General features: G+C 36.9%; 20 protein-coding genes. 14 read left to right on the top strand and 6 right to left on the bottom strand.

All coding sequences use genetic code 11. The annotated features are described in order from the left end of the window. Nucleotides 1–5: 5 nt before the first annotated feature. The 3 genes from ACZ5L8_RS06960 to ACZ5L8_RS06950 form a co-directional block, all read right to left on the bottom strand. Nucleotides 6–1280: a PQQ-dependent sugar dehydrogenase gene (locus ACZ5L8_RS06960; protein ID WP_464440538.1), complete on the bottom strand. Its 1275-nt coding sequence runs from the start codon at nt 1278–1280 to the stop codon at nt 6–8. A 142-nt stretch (nt 1281–1422) separates the two neighbouring features. Beyond that, nucleotides 1423–3015, bottom strand: coding sequence for a SulP family inorganic anion transporter (locus ACZ5L8_RS06955; RefSeq protein WP_462598105.1), 1593 nt, complete (start codon nt 3013–3015; stop codon nt 1423–1425). Between the two features lie 129 nt (nt 3016–3144). Continuing rightward, nucleotides 3145–3282 (bottom strand): hypothetical protein, encoded by a 138-nt coding sequence (locus ACZ5L8_RS06950; RefSeq protein ID WP_464440986.1) that lies wholly within the window; start codon nt 3280–3282, stop codon nt 3145–3147. Nucleotides 3283–3490: 208 nt separating this feature from the next. On the opposite strand from ACZ5L8_RS06950, the gene ACZ5L8_RS06945 reads away from it, so the two are divergent. Beyond that, entirely contained in the window at nt 3491–3769 is a 279-nt protein-coding gene (locus ACZ5L8_RS06945) for a hypothetical protein (protein ID WP_462598106.1), read from the top strand. Here ACZ5L8_RS06945 and ACZ5L8_RS06940 read toward each other — a convergent pair. Then, nucleotides 3766–4893, bottom strand: a complete 1128-nt coding sequence (locus ACZ5L8_RS06940) for a Gfo/Idh/MocA family protein (RefSeq protein ID WP_464440537.1) — start codon at nt 4891–4893, stop codon at nt 3766–3768. The two genes, ACZ5L8_RS06945 and ACZ5L8_RS06940, sit on opposite strands and share 4 nt — an antisense overlap. 812 nt (nt 4894–5705) lie before the next feature. Between ACZ5L8_RS06940 and ACZ5L8_RS06935 the strand changes: the two genes are divergently transcribed. From ACZ5L8_RS06935 to ACZ5L8_RS06925, 3 genes are all read left to right on the top strand, one after another. Next, entirely contained in the window at nt 5706–6440 is a 735-nt protein-coding gene (locus tag ACZ5L8_RS06935; RefSeq protein ID WP_464440536.1) for a hypothetical protein, read from the top strand. A gap of 463 nt (nt 6441–6903) precedes the next feature. Next, nucleotides 6904–8091: a tyrosine-type recombinase/integrase gene (locus ACZ5L8_RS06930; RefSeq protein ID WP_464440535.1), complete on the top strand. Its 1188-nt coding sequence runs from the start codon at nt 6904–6906 to the stop codon at nt 8089–8091. 68 nt (nt 8092–8159) lie between these two features. Continuing rightward, a complete protein-coding gene (locus tag ACZ5L8_RS06925; RefSeq protein ID WP_464440534.1) occupies nt 8160–8576 on the top strand; it encodes a putative quinol monooxygenase in 417 nt (138 codons plus the stop codon). A 199-nt stretch (nt 8577–8775) separates the two neighbouring features. On the opposite strand, the gene ACZ5L8_RS06920 is transcribed toward ACZ5L8_RS06925, so the two are convergent. Continuing rightward, a complete protein-coding gene (locus ACZ5L8_RS06920) occupies nt 8776–9153 on the bottom strand; it encodes a winged helix-turn-helix transcriptional regulator (RefSeq protein WP_464440533.1) in 378 nt (125 codons plus the stop codon). Nucleotides 9154–9301: 148 nt separating this feature from the next. Here ACZ5L8_RS06920 and ACZ5L8_RS06915 point away from each other — a divergent pair, with 148 nt between their 5' ends. From ACZ5L8_RS06915 to ACZ5L8_RS06890, 6 genes are all read left to right on the top strand, one after another. After that, nucleotides 9302–10495 carry a DUF3500 domain-containing protein gene (locus tag ACZ5L8_RS06915; RefSeq protein ID WP_464440532.1) on the top strand — a complete coding sequence of 398 codons (1194 nt, stop codon included), beginning with the start codon at nt 9302–9304 and terminating at the stop codon, nt 10493–10495. 186 nt (nt 10496–10681) lie between these two features. Next, a complete protein-coding gene (locus tag ACZ5L8_RS06910) occupies nt 10682–11203 on the top strand; it encodes a hypothetical protein (RefSeq protein ID WP_464440531.1) in 522 nt (173 codons plus the stop codon). Nucleotides 11204–11778: 575 nt separating this feature from the next. Continuing rightward, nucleotides 11779–12123 carry a DUF3024 domain-containing protein gene (locus tag ACZ5L8_RS06905; protein ID WP_464440530.1) on the top strand — a complete coding sequence of 115 codons (345 nt, stop codon included), beginning with the start codon at nt 11779–11781 and terminating at the stop codon, nt 12121–12123. Next, entirely contained in the window at nt 12116–12562 is a 447-nt protein-coding gene (locus ACZ5L8_RS06900; protein WP_462599813.1) for a UPF0158 family protein, read from the top strand. Before ACZ5L8_RS06905 ends, ACZ5L8_RS06900 begins: the two co-directional genes overlap by 8 nt. A 138-nt stretch (nt 12563–12700) precedes the next feature. After that, nucleotides 12701–14059 carry a hypothetical protein gene (locus ACZ5L8_RS06895; protein ID WP_464440529.1) on the top strand — a complete coding sequence of 453 codons (1359 nt, stop codon included), beginning with the start codon at nt 12701–12703 and terminating at the stop codon, nt 14057–14059. 168 nt (nt 14060–14227) lie between these two features. Continuing rightward, entirely contained in the window at nt 14228–14770 is a 543-nt protein-coding gene (locus ACZ5L8_RS06890) for a tetratricopeptide repeat protein (RefSeq protein WP_464440528.1), read from the top strand. Nucleotides 14771–15063: 293 nt separating this feature from the next. On the opposite strand, the gene ACZ5L8_RS06885 is transcribed toward ACZ5L8_RS06890, so the two are convergent. Continuing rightward, nucleotides 15064–16119 carry an IS110 family RNA-guided transposase gene (locus tag ACZ5L8_RS06885; protein WP_464440527.1) on the bottom strand — a complete coding sequence of 352 codons (1056 nt, stop codon included), beginning with the start codon at nt 16117–16119 and terminating at the stop codon, nt 15064–15066. A gap of 245 nt (nt 16120–16364) precedes the next feature. On the opposite strand from ACZ5L8_RS06885, the gene ACZ5L8_RS06880 reads away from it, so the two are divergent. The 4 genes from ACZ5L8_RS06880 to ACZ5L8_RS06865 all read left to right on the top strand — a co-directional run bounded on the left by ACZ5L8_RS06880 (nt 16365) and on the right by ACZ5L8_RS06865 (nt 18605). Next, the gene (locus ACZ5L8_RS06880; protein WP_464440526.1) at nt 16365–16745 is read left to right on the top strand and encodes a transposase; all 381 of its coding nucleotides are present in this window, start codon (nt 16365–16367) and stop codon (nt 16743–16745) included. Further along, nucleotides 16742–17605, top strand: coding sequence for an IS3 family transposase (locus ACZ5L8_RS06875; RefSeq protein WP_464440525.1), 864 nt, complete (start codon nt 16742–16744; stop codon nt 17603–17605). The genes ACZ5L8_RS06880 and ACZ5L8_RS06875 overlap by 4 nt, the downstream gene beginning before the upstream one ends. Nucleotides 17606–17653: 48 nt before the next feature. After that, a complete protein-coding gene (locus ACZ5L8_RS06870; protein WP_464440524.1) occupies nt 17654–18166 on the top strand; it encodes an SMI1/KNR4 family protein in 513 nt (170 codons plus the stop codon). A gap of 187 nt (nt 18167–18353) precedes the next feature. Then, nucleotides 18354–18605: a hypothetical protein gene (locus tag ACZ5L8_RS06865; RefSeq protein ID WP_464440523.1), complete on the top strand. Its 252-nt coding sequence runs from the start codon at nt 18354–18356 to the stop codon at nt 18603–18605. Nucleotides 18606–18610 lie beyond the last annotated feature (5 nt).

Here is an 18610-nt window from a genome sequence, read left to right as displayed (position 1 = left end):
AATCTTTATTTAGCAGTCACTTTCCAGATGATACCAGCGTCGTCATCATTAACGAGCAATGAACCATCAGGAGCAATAGTTGTACAAACCGGACGGCCGTAAACTTCGCTAGCCGATTCGTCTTTTATAAAACCAGTTAAGAAATCTACTGCTGGTTGTGGTTTTCCATTTTCAAAAGGAATGTATACTACTTTGTAGCCTGAAAATGGTACGCGGTTCCAGCTACCGTGTTGACCTACAAAAGCTCCGTTTTTAAATTCGGCAGGGAACTGGTCTGCGTCATAGAATACAAATCCTAAAGAAGCTGTATGTGCGTTTAAAGGAACATCTGGGATGATGGCTTTATCTACAAGATCCTGATGCGGATCATCTTCCCAACGTGGATCATTGATCTGCCCGTAATAGCTATAAGGCCAACCATAGAAACCACCTTTTTTAACGCTAGTGGCATAATCTGGAACAAGGTTGTTACCAAGTTCGTCTCTTTCGTTCACTGCGGTCCAAAGTTCACCATTTACGGGATTCCAGTCCATCCCAACAGGATTGCGGATACCAGAAGCATAAAGTATCTCATTAGAACCATCAGGATCGATCTCTAGGATAGCCGCACGACGTTCTTCTTTATCCATGCCATATTCTCCCACATTACTCGCAGAACCTACAGAGATGTATATCTTATCACCAGCTTCATTAGTGATGATATTACGCGTCCAATGATTGTTGTAACCACCAGCAGGAAGATCTAAGATCTTTTCGCCTTGAGCGTCATTACTATTCGCGCCTGAAGTGTATGGGTAACGGTAAAGTCCGTCAGTATTTGCAACGTAGAAATAGTCGTTAAGCACGAGCATACCGAAGTTCTGATTAAGTCCCGTTAAGTACACATGCTGTTCATCTATCTCGCCATCATTATTTGTGTCACGCAGCAAAGTGATCTGATTCTTACTGCCGTTGCCTGTGTTTGCTTCAGCCACAAAAATATCGTTGTTAGGCGCAACATACGTCCAGCGAGGATGCTCAAGACCTTCGGCAAAACGTGTCACGGTAAAACCCTCTGGAGCCGTTGGAGCCATATCTTCTGGCCAGCCCACGACTTTGCTGTTCTTTTGTTGTGATTCAGAAGAATATGGAGCCACAAGATCTAGCGGGCCAACGGTGGTTTGCACCGTTACCGTACTATCATTTGCGATCTCTTCCTTTTCATCTTCAGAAACGTGCGTTTCAGATTTACAGCTAAACAATGCAAGAGCTGCGATCGCTGGTATAAGTAGTTTTTTCATTTCTAGAATTTTGCCGTTAATTTAACTAATCAAAATCCCACTACCGCCGTGGCGTTGTAGGATTAATATAAGTTTAACGGGGTTTTGAAGTTTAGGTTTTTTGCTTTCCATGCCATGGGCTTGGTAGAAAAGCCAAAAGAATTTATCCCATCACCTTTGCCATCACATGATAGCGCGGATCGTCGATATCTTTCTCAATGACTTTAGCAAGTTTAGGTGAAGCCTTTATCATAAGCTCTTGACACTCCTCGCTAAGGTGTTTTACCTTGAGGTTTTTGCCAGCCGCATCGTATTTTTCAACCAGTGCGAATAAAGCTTCAAGGGCAGAGTGATCGCTCACTCTACTCTCCATAAAGTCTATCTCTACGTTTTGCGGGTCGTTTGCCACATCAAATTTTGAATTAAAAGCCTGGATGCTCCCGAAGAATAAAGGACCCCAGATCTCGTAAACCTTTGTGCCATCTTCTTTGACGTGCTTGCGAGCTCTGATGCGTTGGGCGCTCTTCCATGCAAAAACTAATGCACTTACGATAACACCCGCAATAACCGCAATAGCAAGATCAAAGATCACAGTTAATGAAGAAACAAGGATCAATACAATTGCGTCTGCAATAGGTATTTTACCTAGAATTCTAAAGCTAGACCAAGCGAATGTACCGATCACTACCATGAACATCACACCCACAAGCGCAGCAATTGGGATACGCTCAATAAGTCCACTAGCAAAAAGAATGAAAAGCAACAAAGTTACTGCCGCCACAATACCAGAAAGACGCGTGCGCCCACCAGATTTTATATTGATGATAGATTGCCCGATCATCGCACAACCACCCATACCACCAAAAAGGCCAGTAATAATATTTGCACCACCTTGAGCCATACACTCGCGGTTTGCATCTCCACGTGTTTCAGTAAGGTCATCAAGAAGGTTAAGAGTCATTAACGACTCTATAAGACCGATGGCAGCAAGTATTAAAGCATAAGGAGTAATGAACTTAAAGGTTTCCATGTTTAAAGGCACTTTGTCAAAAATGCGCCATTGAAATTCTGGTAAACCACCCTCAAGACCAGATCCGCCACCGTCTCTAATAAAAGAACCTACAGTCGCCACATCAAGGTCTAGACCTATACCGATAGCCGCAACCACAATGATCGCTGTCAATGCTTCAGGAAGTACTTTAGTGATCTTAGGAAGACCCCACATGATCAGCATGGTAAGTGCAACCAGACCAAGCATAAGATATAATTTAGAACCATGAACCCAAACTTGCTCACCGCCTACATTCTCTTTAAATAGACCTAATTGTGCCGTGAAGATCACGATAGCAAGACCGTTTACAAATCCCATCATCACAGGATGCGGAATCAAACGCACAAATTTACCAAGCTTAAAAGCACCAGCAAGAATTTGAAAAATCCCCATTAAGATCACGGTAGCAAAAAGGTAGTATAAACCTAATTGTTCACCTTCAGCACCCATGGCGTTACCCTCTGCAACAAGTGTAACCATAACCACAGCAAGTGCACCGGTAGCACCAGAGATCATCCCAGGACGACCACCAAATATAGAAGTGATCAACCCTATCATAAATGCGGCATACAAACCTACCAGTGGATCAACACCTGCCACAAAGGCAAATGCAACCGCTTCTGGCACAAGGGCGAGAGCAACGGTAAGACCACTTAAAATATCGTTCTTTGCGTTCTTTGTTCTTTTTCTAATGAATTCTGTCATGATGGCTTTTAAGAAGCCGCAAAAGTAATACTATTAGATCAAAGGTTGAAACGGGTTATCTTTTGGCTTTAAGCCAAATAAAAAAACCGACACTGTTGAGTGCCGGTCTATATGATCGATAAGCTGTGCTTAGTCTTTGTTTTGTTGTTTCTTAATGGTCTTCTCGTCAATATCCACATCATTCGTTTTGATATTGCGTTCACCAGTAGGGTTGGTAGGATTTGTTTGATGCTCCTTACGCTCGAATTTCTTTTCTATAGTTGCCATAATTTCAATTTTTATTTGATATAAAATTAATGGATCGTTAGCGTCTTGTGTAATAAGGGTTTGCTAAAGATGGGTTAAAAAGTCTTAAAGCACAGTAGATTGAGTAAATTGATTTAGCTAGATTAACCTTGCAGAAATATTTACTTAACAATTTGTTAATACAGAATTTTAAAAATACTTTTGCCTGCAAATCCCCCTATTAGCGCATATGCGAATACAATGGAGACCCCCGAAGACTGATCAAGATAATAAAGATCAACTTGCTGTTCTTATTGAGCTAGAGTATGCTTTTAGAAAAGCCATGACCAGATTATTTCTTGTGCATGATATAGACTTTGAGTGTGAAGCCGGGTCAAACAGTGGCGAGATAGAGTTCTTGTTCTGTACTGAGACGCGCAAGTTTATGCTGCTTAGCACAGGTTGCGAGAGTTGTGATAAGATCAGTTCATTATTAAGTGCGCCAGAGGTAAGTGAATACTTCGCTTAACTAATCATCACCCTTTTAGAACCATTTGCCGCCGACTCAAATATGGCTTGTATAACCTTGATATCTGCCAGACCTTCTTCGCCCGGGCACATCATGGGTTCATTATTCATGATAGCCAAAGCGTCATCATCCATCTGTATGGCTTGCTGGTAGCATTCACAAGGTTCAAGTTTCTTCCCATCGCTGGTGGTGCCTTGCACCCCGTTGTATGCCTGAAAAGGAGCAAGTTCATACCATCCCTCTGCACAATTGATCTTCAGGAAGTTTGTATTATCATTATAGGTAACACGACCTTGTGTGGTTATCCCGCCAGGGAACTCCAGATCAAAGTAGGTGATCTCTGGGGCACCATTAAGAAACATTTGTTTACGCTTAGTCTCATGTCTTGCAGTAACAGATATGGGCTCTAATCCTGTGGCGTATCGAGCGCCATTAATGTTATATACGCCCATGTCATAAATGGCTCCGCCGCCTTTAGCGCCATCTAGACGCCATCCACCGTTTTCGCCTATTCTAAAGCCAGACTCGGTGGAGACAGATTTTATTTCGCCGTAAGGCTTATCATCTGCCCACTGCATAATGGTCTGTGTGTTTTGCTCGTGGTGCATGCGGTAGCCTATGGCAAGGTTTACATTGTTTGCATTGCAGGCATCAATGATCTCCTGACATTCTGTGGGATTCATCGCCATGGGTTTCTCACAGAACACGTGCTTGCCCGCATTTGCTGCCATAATGCTAAACTTCTTGTGCAAGAATGTAGGTGTGACGATATAGACTACATCTATATCTGGATTGTTTGCTATTTGCGGGAGGGTCTCATAGTTGTATATGTTCTTATCTGGGATACCGAATTTTTCTTTCCATTGTGGGATCTTCTCTGGGCTGCCGGTTACTATGCCGCGTAGCTCAATATGCTGTGTTTGCTGTAAGGCTGGCGCCAAAAGATTTGTGGCGTAATTGCCTAGTCCTAGCAGGGCGATGCCTAGTTTCTTTTTGGGGTCTGTAGAAGGAGTATTCTTTGCTTTGTCTTGAGGTGCGCCTTTGCATGAAAGGTAGTGCAGAGGCAGTGCGGTGGCTGCAAGTGCAAGGCTGGATCTTTTAATGAAGGTTCTTCTTTTTTGCATGGCTGTGTTTTGTAGAAAGTTAAGAAGATTATTTTGATGTTGAGCACTGGTATGTGTATAAAACCTACCTTAAAGCAGGTGTTTACCTAGGGTAAGGTGCAATTAAACCACAAGTAACTACGCTATAACCACGCTATAACTATGCTATAAGGTGGGGTGGGGAACCCTCTGACCATCGTTGCACTCGGCCATTACGCCGAAAATGGCGCACAGGCTCCCTTTTAGTAAAGGGAGAATTTAATTATGGCGGCCATCGTTGCACTCGACCCTATTGTTAGAAAGTTCGCTATGGCTCCTTTTTTAGATTTTTTTGTGGTCTTTATTACACTCGGTCATTACGCCGAAAATGGCGCACAGGCTCCATTTAAGTAAAGGGAGAAGCTAATTATGGAGGTCATCGTTGCACTCGACCTATTTTTTAGAAAGTTCGCTATTGCTTTTTTTTTGATGCCTTTGTTTCACTAGGCCTTTTAGGTAAAAGTTCGCTAAAGCTCCTTTTTAGTTAATGGAGAAACATATTTGAGGGGCCATTGTTGCACTCGGCTTTTGAGTTAAAAAAGTTCGCTATTGCTCCTTTTTGGTAAAAATGTAAATATCATTTATTTCACTCGGGCTCAGTCTCGCATTGTGCCCAGGCTTCCTTTTTGTTCATTATTTCAGTCAAGCTATAGTTTCACTTGGCTTTTTTTAAGGAAAGTCTGTATAGGATTCTTTTTGGCTATAACTCAAAGTTAAACTATGATGATGAGAATAGTGAGGTTGTAGTGTATTTTGTTGTTATTTAGTATATTATAGCGTTTAATGCATGTTTTATGGCAAAACAGAAAGGAATTTTAAAGGTAGAAGGTAAGCTAGGTGACTTAAGTTTTTATAAGCTTAATGGCAAGTATGTTGTGCGTCGCAAGGGTGGAGGATTTACTCGAGAAGCGATAAAGCATGGAGCTAATATGGCACGAACTCGCGATAATGGAAAAGAGTTTGGGCATTGTTCGGCGGTGAATAAGGCGTTTAGAGTAACGCTGCGACCGTTGTATGAAGGACATACTTTTAAATATTTTCATAGTAGATTGATGAAGCTGTTTACCAGTCTTAAAGATCTGGATACTGATAGCTCCAGAGGATCTCGAAAAGTTTATGTTGGCGCAGTTACTGAAGAAGGGCAAGAGCTACTAAAAACCTATAGTTATACGCCACGCTGTGAACCTCTGACGGTGCTGCCTTTTACTATGCGGTATGATGCTGATATGCACATGCTACTTATTAAGAATGTAAATGGTGATTTGATACAATTTGCTAAAGGAGCTGATTGCGTGGGATTGACGCTGGCGGGTTTACATTTTGATTTTGTTACTACGCTTGGCTCTTTACATCTGTCTGAACCTGTTTATTTAAATGCTGATACAGCGCAGCAGGATGTAAGCTTATGTATAGAAAATGTGGCGGAAGAGTTCGAAATGGTATTTCTGGGAATACGCTTTTATGAAGTTGTTGATGGAAAGCGTAGTTTACTTAAACGGGATAATGCTGTGGGGTTTGGGGTGGTGTGAACCCTCTGACCATCGTTGCACTCGGCCATCTCCCTTTTGGTAAAGGGAGAAGTTAATTATGGAGGTCATCGTTGCACTCGACCATTACGCCGAAAATGGCGCACAGGCTCCCTTTTAGTAAAGGGAGAAGCTTATTATGAAGGTCATCGTTGCACTCGACCTGTTTGTTAGAAAGTTCGCTATTGCTCCTTTTTTTTGCGGCCTTTGTTTCACTCGGCTTGATTGTTTGAAAGTTCGCTATTGCTCCTTTTTGATAGAGTTAGAGGTTTATTTGGGTGATATGCGTTTTGCATGGTTATTATTCTAAAATGGGGTTTTCGGGTGTGTGAGGGGTTTCAGGGGAGATAGGGGGTGAATTGGTGTTGTATTTTAAAAATTTTAGTGGATGTATGTTTAGCGTTTTGGCCTAAAGCCAAAAGAACATTATGCGCTGCTATAGTATTAATTGTTAAAGATCTGAGGTATGCCGACTATTTTTTTAAAACCGTTGAATAAGAACGATGCCCGATATGTGGCTGTCTATTTTGACTATGCTGAGGATGTAAAGGATCATGTGAAGCGTTTTGCAGGGATATCATATTCTGCCACAAGGCGATGCTGGTATTTTAAAGATAGTGTGGAGAATCGCAGGCGTTTTTTTGATCACTTGCGTGAAAAGAAGTGGTATTTGAACTATAGTGCTTTGTCAAAACCGCAGCGGCAAGTTGCTGATAAAAAGCGGCGTGAAACACCGGCAAAACCTACTCTTACTGTAGCTGAAGATAAGGAAATAGCTAGCTATACAGATTATCTTACCGGTTTGCGCCTGAGTGAGAATACTCAAAAGGTGTATGGGACTTTTATAAAGCATTTGCTTATTTACAGGCGTACGCATCTAGATGAAGCGTTTACTGCTGAATGGTTGCGGCTTTTTGTAGAGCATGAGATCAAGGTGTATGCGTATGCGATAAGTACACACCGGCAACTGATAAGTGAATTGAAGCATTATTGTGTATTGCATGGCGAGGAATCGTTAGCCTTAGAGCATTTGGCCAGACCCAAAAAATCAAAAAAGCTTCCAGTGGTTTTGAGTAAAGAGGAGGTGGTGCGTTTAATAAGCAAAACAGAAAATCTTAAACACAGGATGGCGATAACGCTATTATATTCGGCAGGAATGCGCATAGGTGAATTGATGAATCTTATGGTTTATGATATGGATATAAATCGCAGACAAATAACTATACGTAATGGTAAAGGCCGAAAGGATAGGGTAGTGGTGCTTGCTCATAGCATTTTGCCGATGCTTAATAATTATCTTATTACATATTCGCCTAACACGTATTTTATACCAAGCAGTGATGGCGGTAAGTATAGTGACTCTAGCGTACGCAGTTTTTTAAAGAAATGGGCTAAGAAAGCAGGGATTAAAAAGCGTGTAACACCGCATTGTTTGCGTCATAGTTATGCTACACATCTTATTGAGAACGGAGTGGGGCTGCGCCATGTGCAAGAGTTGCTAGGACACGCCAAGCCTGAAACCACAATGATCTATACGCATATTGCGCGCAAGGATCTACTTGATATTGAGAGTCCGCTAGACCATGCGGTGAAGTTATACAAAAGGGATAAACAGGACGAAAAACTGCGGATATCCCGACGTGGGAAGGGATAAATGATTACTTTAGTGCGGATATAACAAGTTGTGTGCAAGCTGAAATAAAACGAACTGAAAAACAAAATATGAAAAAGATTAATCTAATGTTACTGACTATACTTTTATGCATCTCTTGCGGAAAAGTTGAACAGAAACAAGAAAAATTTAATACTGACAAAATGATGATTAGAATATCGGAAATCGAAATAGAACCCGAATTTCTTGACGAATACTTATTAATATTGAAGGAAGAATCTAAAGCATCCGTGGAATTGGAACCAGGAGTGATTTCTATTTTTCCAATGTTCCAAAAAGACAAACCGACAGAAATTAGAATTTTGGAAATTTATTCGGACAGAAAAGCTTATGAAAGCCACCTTGAAACACCTCATTTTAAACACTACAAGACTACGACTTTAAAAATGGTAAAATCCTTGAAGTTGGTTGATATGAACACAATAGATGGAGAATCTATGCCAATGATATTTAAAAAAATAAAATGACCTTAAAAAGCCTGCACACAACAAGGGCTATAAGTAATTGCTGGTTCTCGCCTACTTCTGAAAATCCTAGCGGATTTTCAGCTTGGTGTGTACTTGCAAAGTTAACTGCTCAAACACGCAACTACCCATAGCCTAGGCCGTTAGCGGTCATTTTAAATCACTTCATTAAATTAATATTTGTATAGACAAACGGTTAAATTCAAGACTTTTTGAATTTCTTTCTTGATTCCTCAATAAATTCCATATTGCTTTTTGCCCATTTTTCTAAATTATCGATTAGCGGAACAAGAGATTTCCCCAAGTCAGTAATTGAATATTCTACTCTTGGTGGTACTTCTGGAAAGATTTTACGCGTTATAAAACCATCGGCCTCTAGATTTCTTAATGTAACTGTTAGCATCTTTTGAGAGATGTCAGCACCAATTTTTTTATTGATTTCATTAAATCTTAAAGTTTCATAACTACCCAAAATCAGTAGTACAAGTAAAGACCACTTATCTCCAAAGCGGTCTAAAACTTTCCTTACAGGACAATTTTCTATATCTAAATCATTTTTAAAAATTTTTATTTTCCGCATAAAGCATTGGTTTTCAGCAATAATTACTTTAAAGTTAGGTGCTAACCTAATAGCAAGCTCTTTTTTAAATAGTTAAATATTGTATATTTACATACTATAGTATACTAAGTTACTTTTAGTAAGTAAAACTAATTAAAACTATTCAAAAATGAAAAATATAATCTCTTTAATCATCATTTCTTTGTTTGTGTTTGGGTGTAAGCAAAATAACAAAGTAAATGCGCAAGGAAACTTTGGTGCCCAAAACGAACGATTTGCTAAAGCAGAAGATGAAAACCTCAATTCAACTTATAAGGGTATAGTAACTTCAAATGGAAAAGTTGAAGGGTTATTTCCAATTAAATCTACTGGAGTCACAACGAAGCCTATAAAAATTGCAGCCGATGATTTTTTAAATGCACTTACTAAAGAACAAATAATAAGAACCCAATTTGAAATCACTGATAACGAATGGCAAAAGTGGGCTAATATGGACAATGGTTTTTACAAAAGACAAGGTATAAGTATAAAAGAAATGACTAAAGCCCAAAGGAAGTTAGCATTTTTATTAATGGAAAAAGCTTTGAGTGCTAAAGGATTGCAATTAAGCAAGGATATTATGAAAACCGACCAAACCTTAAAAGAACTTAACAATGACAACCCAGATTTTGATGAAGAACTCTATTTCTTTACCATAATGGGAAAACCATCAATGACCGAACCTTGGGGTTGGCAGATTGACGGTCATCATTTGGTTATAAATTATTTTATCTTGGGTGACCAAGTTGTTATGACACCTGTTTTTATGGGCGGTGAACCTATTATTACAACCACGGGTAAATATGCTGGCAACACCATATTTCAAGACGAACAGAATATTGGGTTAAAGTTTATGCAGTCACTTTCAATAGAACAACAAATTAAAGCGACTATCGAACAAGATAAAGACAGGAACAATATGGAAGCAGAAGCTTTTTCTGATAATAAAACTGTTGATTACCAAGGATTATCGGCTAATGATATGACTCAAAAGCAAAAAGAGCAATTATCAGACTTGGCATATCAATACATATCGAATATGGAAGATGGACACGCCAAAATTAAGATGGAAGACATAAAAAGCCACTTGGATGAAACTTGGTTTGCTTGGATAGGAAAAACAGATGAAGATGCAGTATTTTATTATAGAATTCACAGTCCAATAATATTAATAGAATTTGACCATCAAGGACCAGTTGGCATAAAAGGTCAAGGTCGAGAAGCGACAAGAAATCATATACACACTATGGTAAGGACGCCGAATGGCAACGATTATGGAAAAGATTTATTACAACAGCACTTAAAAGAAAAACACAAGCATTAAAAAAATCTATAGAATTAAAGCAACGAAGCGCTAACACCGTATATAAAAAATAGCGGTTTAAGCGCTTAATCGAAAATGAATTTTATAAATTTAAGGTCAGTACCAAACCGAAAAGTCCGTGAGTAAAACCCGCTACTTTCCATATACAATACCGTTAGCTGCAAGCAAAACAGAAATTTTGCAGATATGAAAATGACTAAAAAAATATTAATCTTATTTTCAATTTTACTGTTTCAAAATTATTTGAATGCTCAGAAGTTTGATGTCTCAGATAGTATTGAAATAAGCAAACCGAATATTTATAATATATTCCAAGAAACTGTAGAACAGGATAAAGACTTTCCGACAACTCTTTGGTTCAGTGACAATACGAATGATAAATATTTTAAATCTGATACAATTAAATTAATTCACGCAAATAGTTACAAAAGAGATTATTGCAACATAATAAATTGGACATTTCAAAAGAAGGATGAAATGATTAGAACTTTTGCAGATTACTGCGAAGAACCCCCTACCGCAAAAGTAACTACCGAAAATGACTATTTTGAAGTTCGGATTTCAGAGAAAAAATCAAATACATTTTTAGAACTATATAACAAAAAGAGATTAGTAGAAAAATTCAAAATTGAATCATTAGTGAAAAATCAAATTTTATCGTACGAGCACGTAATTCAATATATTTTAACTCTAGTTAGAACCAACTAATTTGCCAGCAGCTAACAACGGTTAATCGCCAATAGCCGGCAGAATTAGAAAGAAAATAATTAACTTGACCAACAACAAAATACTAAGCCGACAAATCCGCGTCCCTTACTCCGCCAACTGGCGATAACCGAGACCGTTATCTTCCAGAACTCCGATTAAATCATAATTCTATTAATTTGAATATAGATTAGATTTAATTCTTGCAGATCAAGAAAATTCAAATGACGAAAAACTTGTATCTGTAAGAGTTTCTAAAGAATAAACATTTCAGATTCGAATCATACAAAATGATTATCGCTGCGGAAAGACTATCAAAGCGCAGAAAAAATTAAAAGCCAATCTTTACGGAATTAAGATCCTGCGGATCTCCACTCATGCATATAGAAAAAGCTAGGGTAGAAGCAGAGCGTGTCGTTCCATAAGATTACAACGCATAACGTCCATTGCTTCTGATTTTCCTGGCGGAAAATCTTCGGCTACTCGTAATTCAGGTGTTTTAACTATTTTAGTGCTAACGTTCCGCAACGGAACGTTATTCGAAACCGTTGTGCACAAGCTGAAAAAATCGTAACTTAATGAAAAACAGAACGATTGATATAAATGAATCTACAATTAAAGAATACGTGGAATCATTACGACCTGAAAATATTGAAATTAGAGAACAAGTTGATATTGGATATTCATATGATGGAAAAATTATAATTCTGTTTGAAATTCGACCTGATTGGCAAGACCCAAAAAAGAAACAACAATTTGATTTTGCCAAAATCCGATATTACAAATCAAGAAAAGAATGGAATTTATACTGGATAAGAGCAAGTGGAAAATGGGAAATATACGAACCGTTTCCCGAATCTACTTATTTAGATAAAATTGTAGAAATTATAAAAGAAGATAAACACGCTTGCTTTTTTGGATAATTCTAAACAAAATATAATTAAAGAAATTGCGCAGGAATTGGATTGCGGATTTGATTGCTATTACAATTGTAAAACCAATGAAATTCTAGCAATACCGAACTTTTCGCATATAGCAGACGAAGATGATTTTAAAGAAGCTTTTAGAGAGGATTTAAAAAAAATAAAGAAGCATCAAGCGGATTTTGTAAAAATTGAGGTTTTACAAAGTTTTGAGAGTTTTAAAATAATGGAACTTTTTGTTGAGCAGTTGCCTGACAAAAAACTTCAAGCGGAATTAGAAAATGTATTAGCTAATAAAAAACCATTTCAAAATTTTAAAAATAGAATTGACCATTCAAATTTTAAACAAAATTGGTTTGATTTTAAGCAAAGTAAACTAGAAAAAATAGTAGAAAATCAACTAAACGGCAGAAAAGCCAGCGCACAACACCGGCTATAGTTCATTGCTTCTGACTTTCCTCGCGGAAAGTCCTCGCAAATTTGCTATCTTCAGTTTATGGCGGAAAATCCTTGCGGATTTTCACGCAACGAAACCATAGCCAAACACGTTGTGCTTCATACCTGAAACTAAATACACTTGAAAGAAATTTATCGAATAAAAAATGGAATAATCGAATCAGGTGGAATAAAAATTCCATTCTTTTTTGGAATTGTATTCAGTGATGATGGCTTCATAAGACTTGATATTTATGTCAATGAGGATTATGATTTAGCCAAATTGATGGATGATGAAAACAAAGAATATTGGCAAAAAGACTATAAATTAAAATCCTTTACTGAAGATAATAATCATCTATTACTAGACGAATTAAGATTTTCTCAAAATTCACCACATCGTTCTCGAATTAAAATGGTCTGTTATGGGAAAATGGAGCATATAAAAGAAGAAAAAAATTATAAAGAAGAATACGACTTAAAAGAATATATATCTTACCTACTCATTGAAGGACTCAAAGTTGAATTCACAGATTTTACTGAAGAAATACGAGCTAGAGCAGGGAAAAAAATTGAAGATTTTAACGACCATAAAAGAGACCACATAACCACTAATTTAGTTTATAAACTAGCACCTTACAGTCAAACTTATTATCAACAAAAAAATTCTGAAGACATTGTTGTTGAATTCACGAATGAGCATAGTAATATGATGAGCTATGAACTGTTTTTAGAATTAAAAAGAGATTACGTCTCTGCTCTTTCATTTGTTAATGGCGCAGAAGTTAGAATTAGAAAAGAATGCCACGGAACATATCACACAATCGGAAAAGTAGATGCTGAAAAAGTTGTGACTTACTCTTTCAGAACAATAAGCAATGATAGAAATAACAAATACTTGCCTATTAATGACCATAACAACAGAAGCGAAAGAGTATTAACTAAAATGTTTATGTTTAGTTTTGACAATTTTGTTAAATGGAATATAGAACTAGATTTGAATTCTATCATATTCTATCTAAATAATTCTCAACAGTCAAAAAGCATAGAAGAAAAGGTTTTTATTCAAATAATAGCTTTTGAGAGGTTGTCAACAATGTATGTTGAATATTTAGGTCAAAAAGAAGATTTTTTACCTTCAAATGATGAGTATCAACCAATAAAAGAACAATTTCTAAAAATAGCCAAAGAAAATGAAGAAAAGTTTGGTAACGCTTACAATACAATAAAAAGTAAACTAGGAAATTTGAATCAGATTAAAAGGCATTCTACTACAGATAAAATGTATAGAATAATTAATGATTTTAAAATACCAATTAATTCAAATCTGGAACAATTAATTGATGTTGTAAGACATAAAACTGTACATAGAGGTGATATTGGAAAAGGAAAAGAAGCTGTTATAATTTACCATTTACTTGATGAATTAATAAGGGAAATTCTACTTCGAATGATAGATTATAAAGGAAATAGAAATAGTTTAATATTATTAAAAGAATAAGTACGAAAGCACAACAATGTGTATAATTCATTGCTAGTTATAGCTTACTTACGAAAGTCCTCGCGGACTTTCTATCTGTGATTTATTTGCTAACTTTAGTGCTTAAACACGCAACGAAATCATACACAAACCCGTTGTGCAACATTTGACCAAAATATCCTGAAAAATATGTTTACACCAATTATTAGAATTGTACTTGTTATATTTAGCTTAATTGCGGCTGCATATTTTTACTCAAAAGAGGATTTTGTAAATATGTCAATGATGTTAATAGCAGGTGGACTTTTTATTTACGGATATTTCAAATACGGAACTGTTTATGCTGCGTTTCAACAAATAAAAAAAGACAACGTAAAAAAAGCAGAAGAACTGATTTCTAAAATCAAAAACCCAGATAAACTGACTAAAGGACATAAGAGTTATTACTACTTTACAACTGGAATAATTGCTTTAGAGAAAAAAGACTTTGAAAAAAGCCATTCTGATTTGACTCAAGCATTGGATATAGGTTTAAGAACTGAAAATGATAAATCAATTGTATTATTGAATTTGGCTAATGTCGAACTATTGAGAGAAGATTATAATAAAGCGTTTGAATACATTAAAAAAGTTAGGCAACTTAAATTAAAACCATTAGTCGAATCGGAAACAAACCGAATTGAAAAAGAAATAAAAACGTTTTACAACAATGTATCCTATGAAAAGCCCTAGTCCAGTTCTTTAAAGTTAATATTTAATTTTTGATTACTTCATATTTTTGATTTTAGCGTATTGAATTTTGGATGAGGCTGTGCATCATCTTTAATTCAATACCTATATAACTTGCTCGGCATCCTATATGTGATACACGCATCTAGGCGGTTCACCAGCATCTGTATGATTATAAGCTATAATAAATCTGGTCACTTGCTAACCGATGTGATTCCCGATGACTATTGGGATCACCTACATTGTTTTGTGATCCAGATTTTGCTACTTCTATGTTGAGCTTTGTTATTGGTTTATTATTCTACAATCCCTATTTCGTAGGGAATTCCTGTTTTTATTACAGCTAAGGTGCGGCTTAGTAATTTACGAGCTACCTTAACGATTATTGATTTTACGTTCTTGCCGTGATTTTTACGATAATATGCTTGCATTACCGGGTCTGTTCTGATCGCTTGCCATGAAGCCTCAATAAAATAACTGCGTATCAAGCGGTGTGCTCGCATACTCACGCCGGTATGTCTTAGGGTATCTCCACTTTGATAAATACCTGGGGCTAAGCCCACATAGCCTGCCAGATGCTTTATGTTTTTAAAGCGTCGCAGATCTCCAAGTTCACTAAGTATACCACTGGCCACAATAGGGCCGATACCCGGTATACTTCGTAATAACATATAATCGTGTTTAAAATGCATTTTAGTGTGTCTTCTAAGTAAAGTAGATACATCCCTAAACTCCTGATCTATAAACCGAAAACTACGCATACGACTGCGTAAAACCTCTGTGCCTGTATCATACTCAAACTTCAAGTCATCTAACCAATACCTGAAGTTATGGCTCCAGTGATCATTGTCGTACTGCGGAGGTATTTCTATACCATAATACAGCAATTGCATTTTGATATAACTCTTGATCTGACGCATATCTTTAACCAGATCATTACGCCGACGAAAAAGACTACGCAATTGCTCACGGCATTTGTCAGGCACGGATATACTTGTTAACCTACCGTCCTTTAGTTCACGAGCGATCAGTTGGGCATCAATACGATCAGTCTTTGTAAAGCGTTCTTTACCCTTTCTAAAAATATCTGCAGGATTCACAACTAAGGAACTCCAACCATAACTCTCAAAGCAACGATGTGCGTGGTAGCCGCAACATCCGGCCTCATAGGCAGTGGTTACTTTATAATCGCTATAATGCTTGGCAACATAATCCTTCAAGACTTCAGGTCGAGGTGGCATACTAAAGGTCTTGCCTGAAAACAAATCGGTAGCGCAATGAATCTTCCAGCTACGCTTGTGTATATCAATGCCAATGAATAATTTAGACGATGCAGTTTGTTGAGTTTCCATATCTTTTGATTTTAGTGAATCTTAAAGATACTCGACAGGCTGCTTTTACATAGATGCTAACCGCAATTACGGCGGATTCTACTGCGTCCAAATCCAGCGCGAATTGCTAACGTCAGTTCTTAACCGAAAATTATTAACTTTAATCCCGTAACTGACGGTTATACGAGACCGTTGTACCCAATTTGAGAAAACGTCATTTCCTGAAATAGGTTGACCAAAAATCAATCATTTAATTCAGGATCAAGATGAAATACAACAAACCTCCCTACCCAAAAAAAGAATACCAAAAAGTAAGTTTTGAACTTAAACTCATGATCATTGACCAAATTCAAAATGGTCAGATCTCTGTTAATTTTGCAGCCAAATCCTATAACGTTTCAAGATCTTCTATTGACTATTGGCTAAAAAAATACAGTACCTTAGAACAAAAGAAACGAGGTATGAGTAAACAGGATGAAATCAAAAAGCTAAAGGAGAAGATCGAAGAATTAGAGTTTATTAAGGAGTTTCAGAGGGATTACATCGCTAACCTAGAGAACCTTTCAGGACTAGACTTGGCAAAAAAGCATTTGCCCGAAGCATTGGCCAAAGAAATCGAAAAACGCAAAAGAGACCTTTTAAAATGAAATGGGTCTATCAATGCTTCGGGATATCCAAACAAGCCTTTTACAAGCGTCTGACCAATTTTAGAGCATCCAACCTTCAGGAACAGGTACTTCTGGAGCTTGTTGAAAACGTACGAAAAGAAATGCCTAAAACAGGCGGTTTAAAGCTTTATAAAGCTATCAAGCCGGCATTGGTTCAAAAGGATATCAAAATCGGCAGAGATCGCTTTTATCAGTTTCTAAGAAGACATCGATTGTTAATGCCCAGAACTAAAAAAGCACACATCACAACAGGCTCAAAACATCATTTTTATAAATATCCTAATCTCATTAAAGACTTTATTCCTACAGCCGCAGAGCAGTTGTGGGTTAGCGATATCACCTATATCAAAATTGAGGGAGGTAATGCTTATCTAGCATTGGTTACAGATGCGTATTCAAAAAAAAAAATGGGTTACAAAATTGATGATCATATGAAAACAAGCCTTTGCATAGATGCCTTAAGAATGGCAGTCAATCAGCGAAAATATGGTAATCAGAAGCTCATTCACCACTCTGATCGTGGCTTGCAATACTGCAACCCTAACTATACTAGTTTTGCTGAAATCAACGGTATCCAAATTAGTATGACGCAGCATTATGACCCTTATGAAAATGCTGTAGCCGAAAGAATCAACGGAATATTAAAACAGGAATTTGGATTGGGTAAGACAATCGTAAACTTGAAATTAGCGCAGAAGATGGTCAAAAAGGCCGTAAAGATCTACAATTCAAAACGAATGCATTACAGTCTAGGATTTAAAACACCAGACTTTGCTCACATCTATCAAAACCACAGTTACAAACAGTACAGAAAAATGCCGATATTAGTGACCACTTAAAACAAAATAGTAAACCAAAAATGGTCAACCTATTTCAGTATAAGACAAATGAAAAGTCTACTAAAACAAATATCAGAGAAAGCGATTGAGTTAGCCAATTTTGAGTTTACTCAAAAGCATACAGAAAATAAATGGTTAGGGACTAAACCAGCTTCCGAAACTGAAATAAAACTGACCGAAAAAAGACTCGGAATTGAATTCCCAACAGACTTTAAAAAGTTCTTATCTATAACAAACGGATTTGCTGCACCAAATGATATCGAACCTACTTTTGAGCCAACTGACAAAATTAACTATTTAAAAAAAATTGATAGTTTCATAATCGAAGCTTACAGCATTGAAGGAATTGAAAATATTGGTAAGGAGCTGGAAAAAAGTATCCTTGTTGGTGGAATTAACGAAGAACAACACTTTTTATTAATCCCATCTGACTTGAAAAGAGGAAAATGGAAATATTGGAAGTTTGCAAATTGGTATCCTGGAGAAGTTGAATATGAAAATTTGGAACATTATTTTAATGATGTGTTGGAATTTATGAAAGAACAAATTGGACCGGAATAAAAAAAACTAACCACAACACCGACTATATTTCATTACTGTTGTAATCCTCACCGTTTATTTGGGCAACTTTACCAAATTTATGTTTGACGGAACCCCTATTGCTATTTAGACCAGTGAAGGTTTCCAGCAACGAAAACATAGCTATAACTATTTCGCGTAAGCGTGAAAAAATAAAACGCTATAAGAAATGAGTGATACATCTATCTCAATAGTTTCAGAAACATTAGATGTTGCTGCTGCAAAAAGAACTGCGGAAAGAATAATTGAGTTTCTTGTGAAAGGAAAGATTATTCAAAAAAATCTACTGATTGTGTTTTGGATAGAACTCATGGATATGTATCTGCAGATAATGCTCAACAAAACCATATTCAATACCGTTGTTACCTTTTTAACGCAACCTTTTATAAAAATTTACATCTTATTAAAAAGTAAATTATAATTGAG

It is taken from the genome of Leeuwenhoekiella obamensis (genome assembly GCF_055391795.1).
The sequence above is the reverse complement of the archived record's forward strand: the minus strand, read 5'-3'. Positions and strand labels throughout refer to the sequence as shown.

Excerpts from the sequence above, each read along its gene's own strand:
- ACZ5L8_RS06930 (WP_464440535.1), top strand. The coding sequence starts at position 6,904 with ATGCCGACTATTTTTTTAAAACCGTTGAATAAGAACGATGCCCGATAT.
- ACZ5L8_RS06925 (WP_464440534.1), top strand. The coding sequence starts at position 8,160 with ATGAAAAAGATTAATCTAATGTTACTGACTATACTTTTATGCATCTCT.
- ACZ5L8_RS06885 (WP_464440527.1), bottom strand. The coding sequence starts at position 16,119 with ATGGAAACTCAACAAACTGCATCGTCTAAATTATTCATTGGCATTGAT.
- ACZ5L8_RS06910 (WP_464440531.1), top strand. The coding sequence starts at position 10,682 with ATGAAAATGACTAAAAAAATATTAATCTTATTTTCAATTTTACTGTTT.
- ACZ5L8_RS06920 (WP_464440533.1), bottom strand. The coding sequence starts at position 9,153 with ATGCGGAAAATAAAAATTTTTAAAAATGATTTAGATATAGAAAATTGT.
- ACZ5L8_RS06945 (WP_462598106.1), top strand. The coding sequence starts at position 3,491 with ATGCGAATACAATGGAGACCCCCGAAGACTGATCAAGATAATAAAGAT.
- ACZ5L8_RS06940 (WP_464440537.1), bottom strand. The coding sequence starts at position 4,893 with ATGCAAAAAAGAAGAACCTTCATTAAAAGATCCAGCCTTGCACTTGCA.
- ACZ5L8_RS06905 (WP_464440530.1), top strand. The coding sequence starts at position 11,779 with ATGAAAAACAGAACGATTGATATAAATGAATCTACAATTAAAGAATAC.
- ACZ5L8_RS06935 (WP_464440536.1), top strand. The coding sequence starts at position 5,706 with ATGGCAAAACAGAAAGGAATTTTAAAGGTAGAAGGTAAGCTAGGTGAC.
- ACZ5L8_RS06960 (WP_464440538.1), bottom strand. The coding sequence starts at position 1,280 with ATGAAAAAACTACTTATACCAGCGATCGCAGCTCTTGCATTGTTTAGC.
- ACZ5L8_RS06870 (WP_464440524.1), top strand. The coding sequence starts at position 17,654 with ATGAAAAGTCTACTAAAACAAATATCAGAGAAAGCGATTGAGTTAGCC.
- ACZ5L8_RS06915 (WP_464440532.1), top strand. The coding sequence starts at position 9,302 with ATGAAAAATATAATCTCTTTAATCATCATTTCTTTGTTTGTGTTTGGG.
- ACZ5L8_RS06875 (WP_464440525.1), top strand. The coding sequence starts at position 16,742 with ATGAAATGGGTCTATCAATGCTTCGGGATATCCAAACAAGCCTTTTAC.
- ACZ5L8_RS06950 (WP_464440986.1), bottom strand. The coding sequence starts at position 3,282 with ATGGCAACTATAGAAAAGAAATTCGAGCGTAAGGAGCATCAAACAAAT.
- ACZ5L8_RS06865 (WP_464440523.1), top strand. The coding sequence starts at position 18,354 with ATGAGTGATACATCTATCTCAATAGTTTCAGAAACATTAGATGTTGCT.
- ACZ5L8_RS06955 (WP_462598105.1), bottom strand. The coding sequence starts at position 3,015 with ATGACAGAATTCATTAGAAAAAGAACAAAGAACGCAAAGAACGATATT.
- ACZ5L8_RS06890 (WP_464440528.1), top strand. The coding sequence starts at position 14,228 with ATGTTTACACCAATTATTAGAATTGTACTTGTTATATTTAGCTTAATT.
- ACZ5L8_RS06880 (WP_464440526.1), top strand. The coding sequence starts at position 16,365 with ATGAAATACAACAAACCTCCCTACCCAAAAAAAGAATACCAAAAAGTA.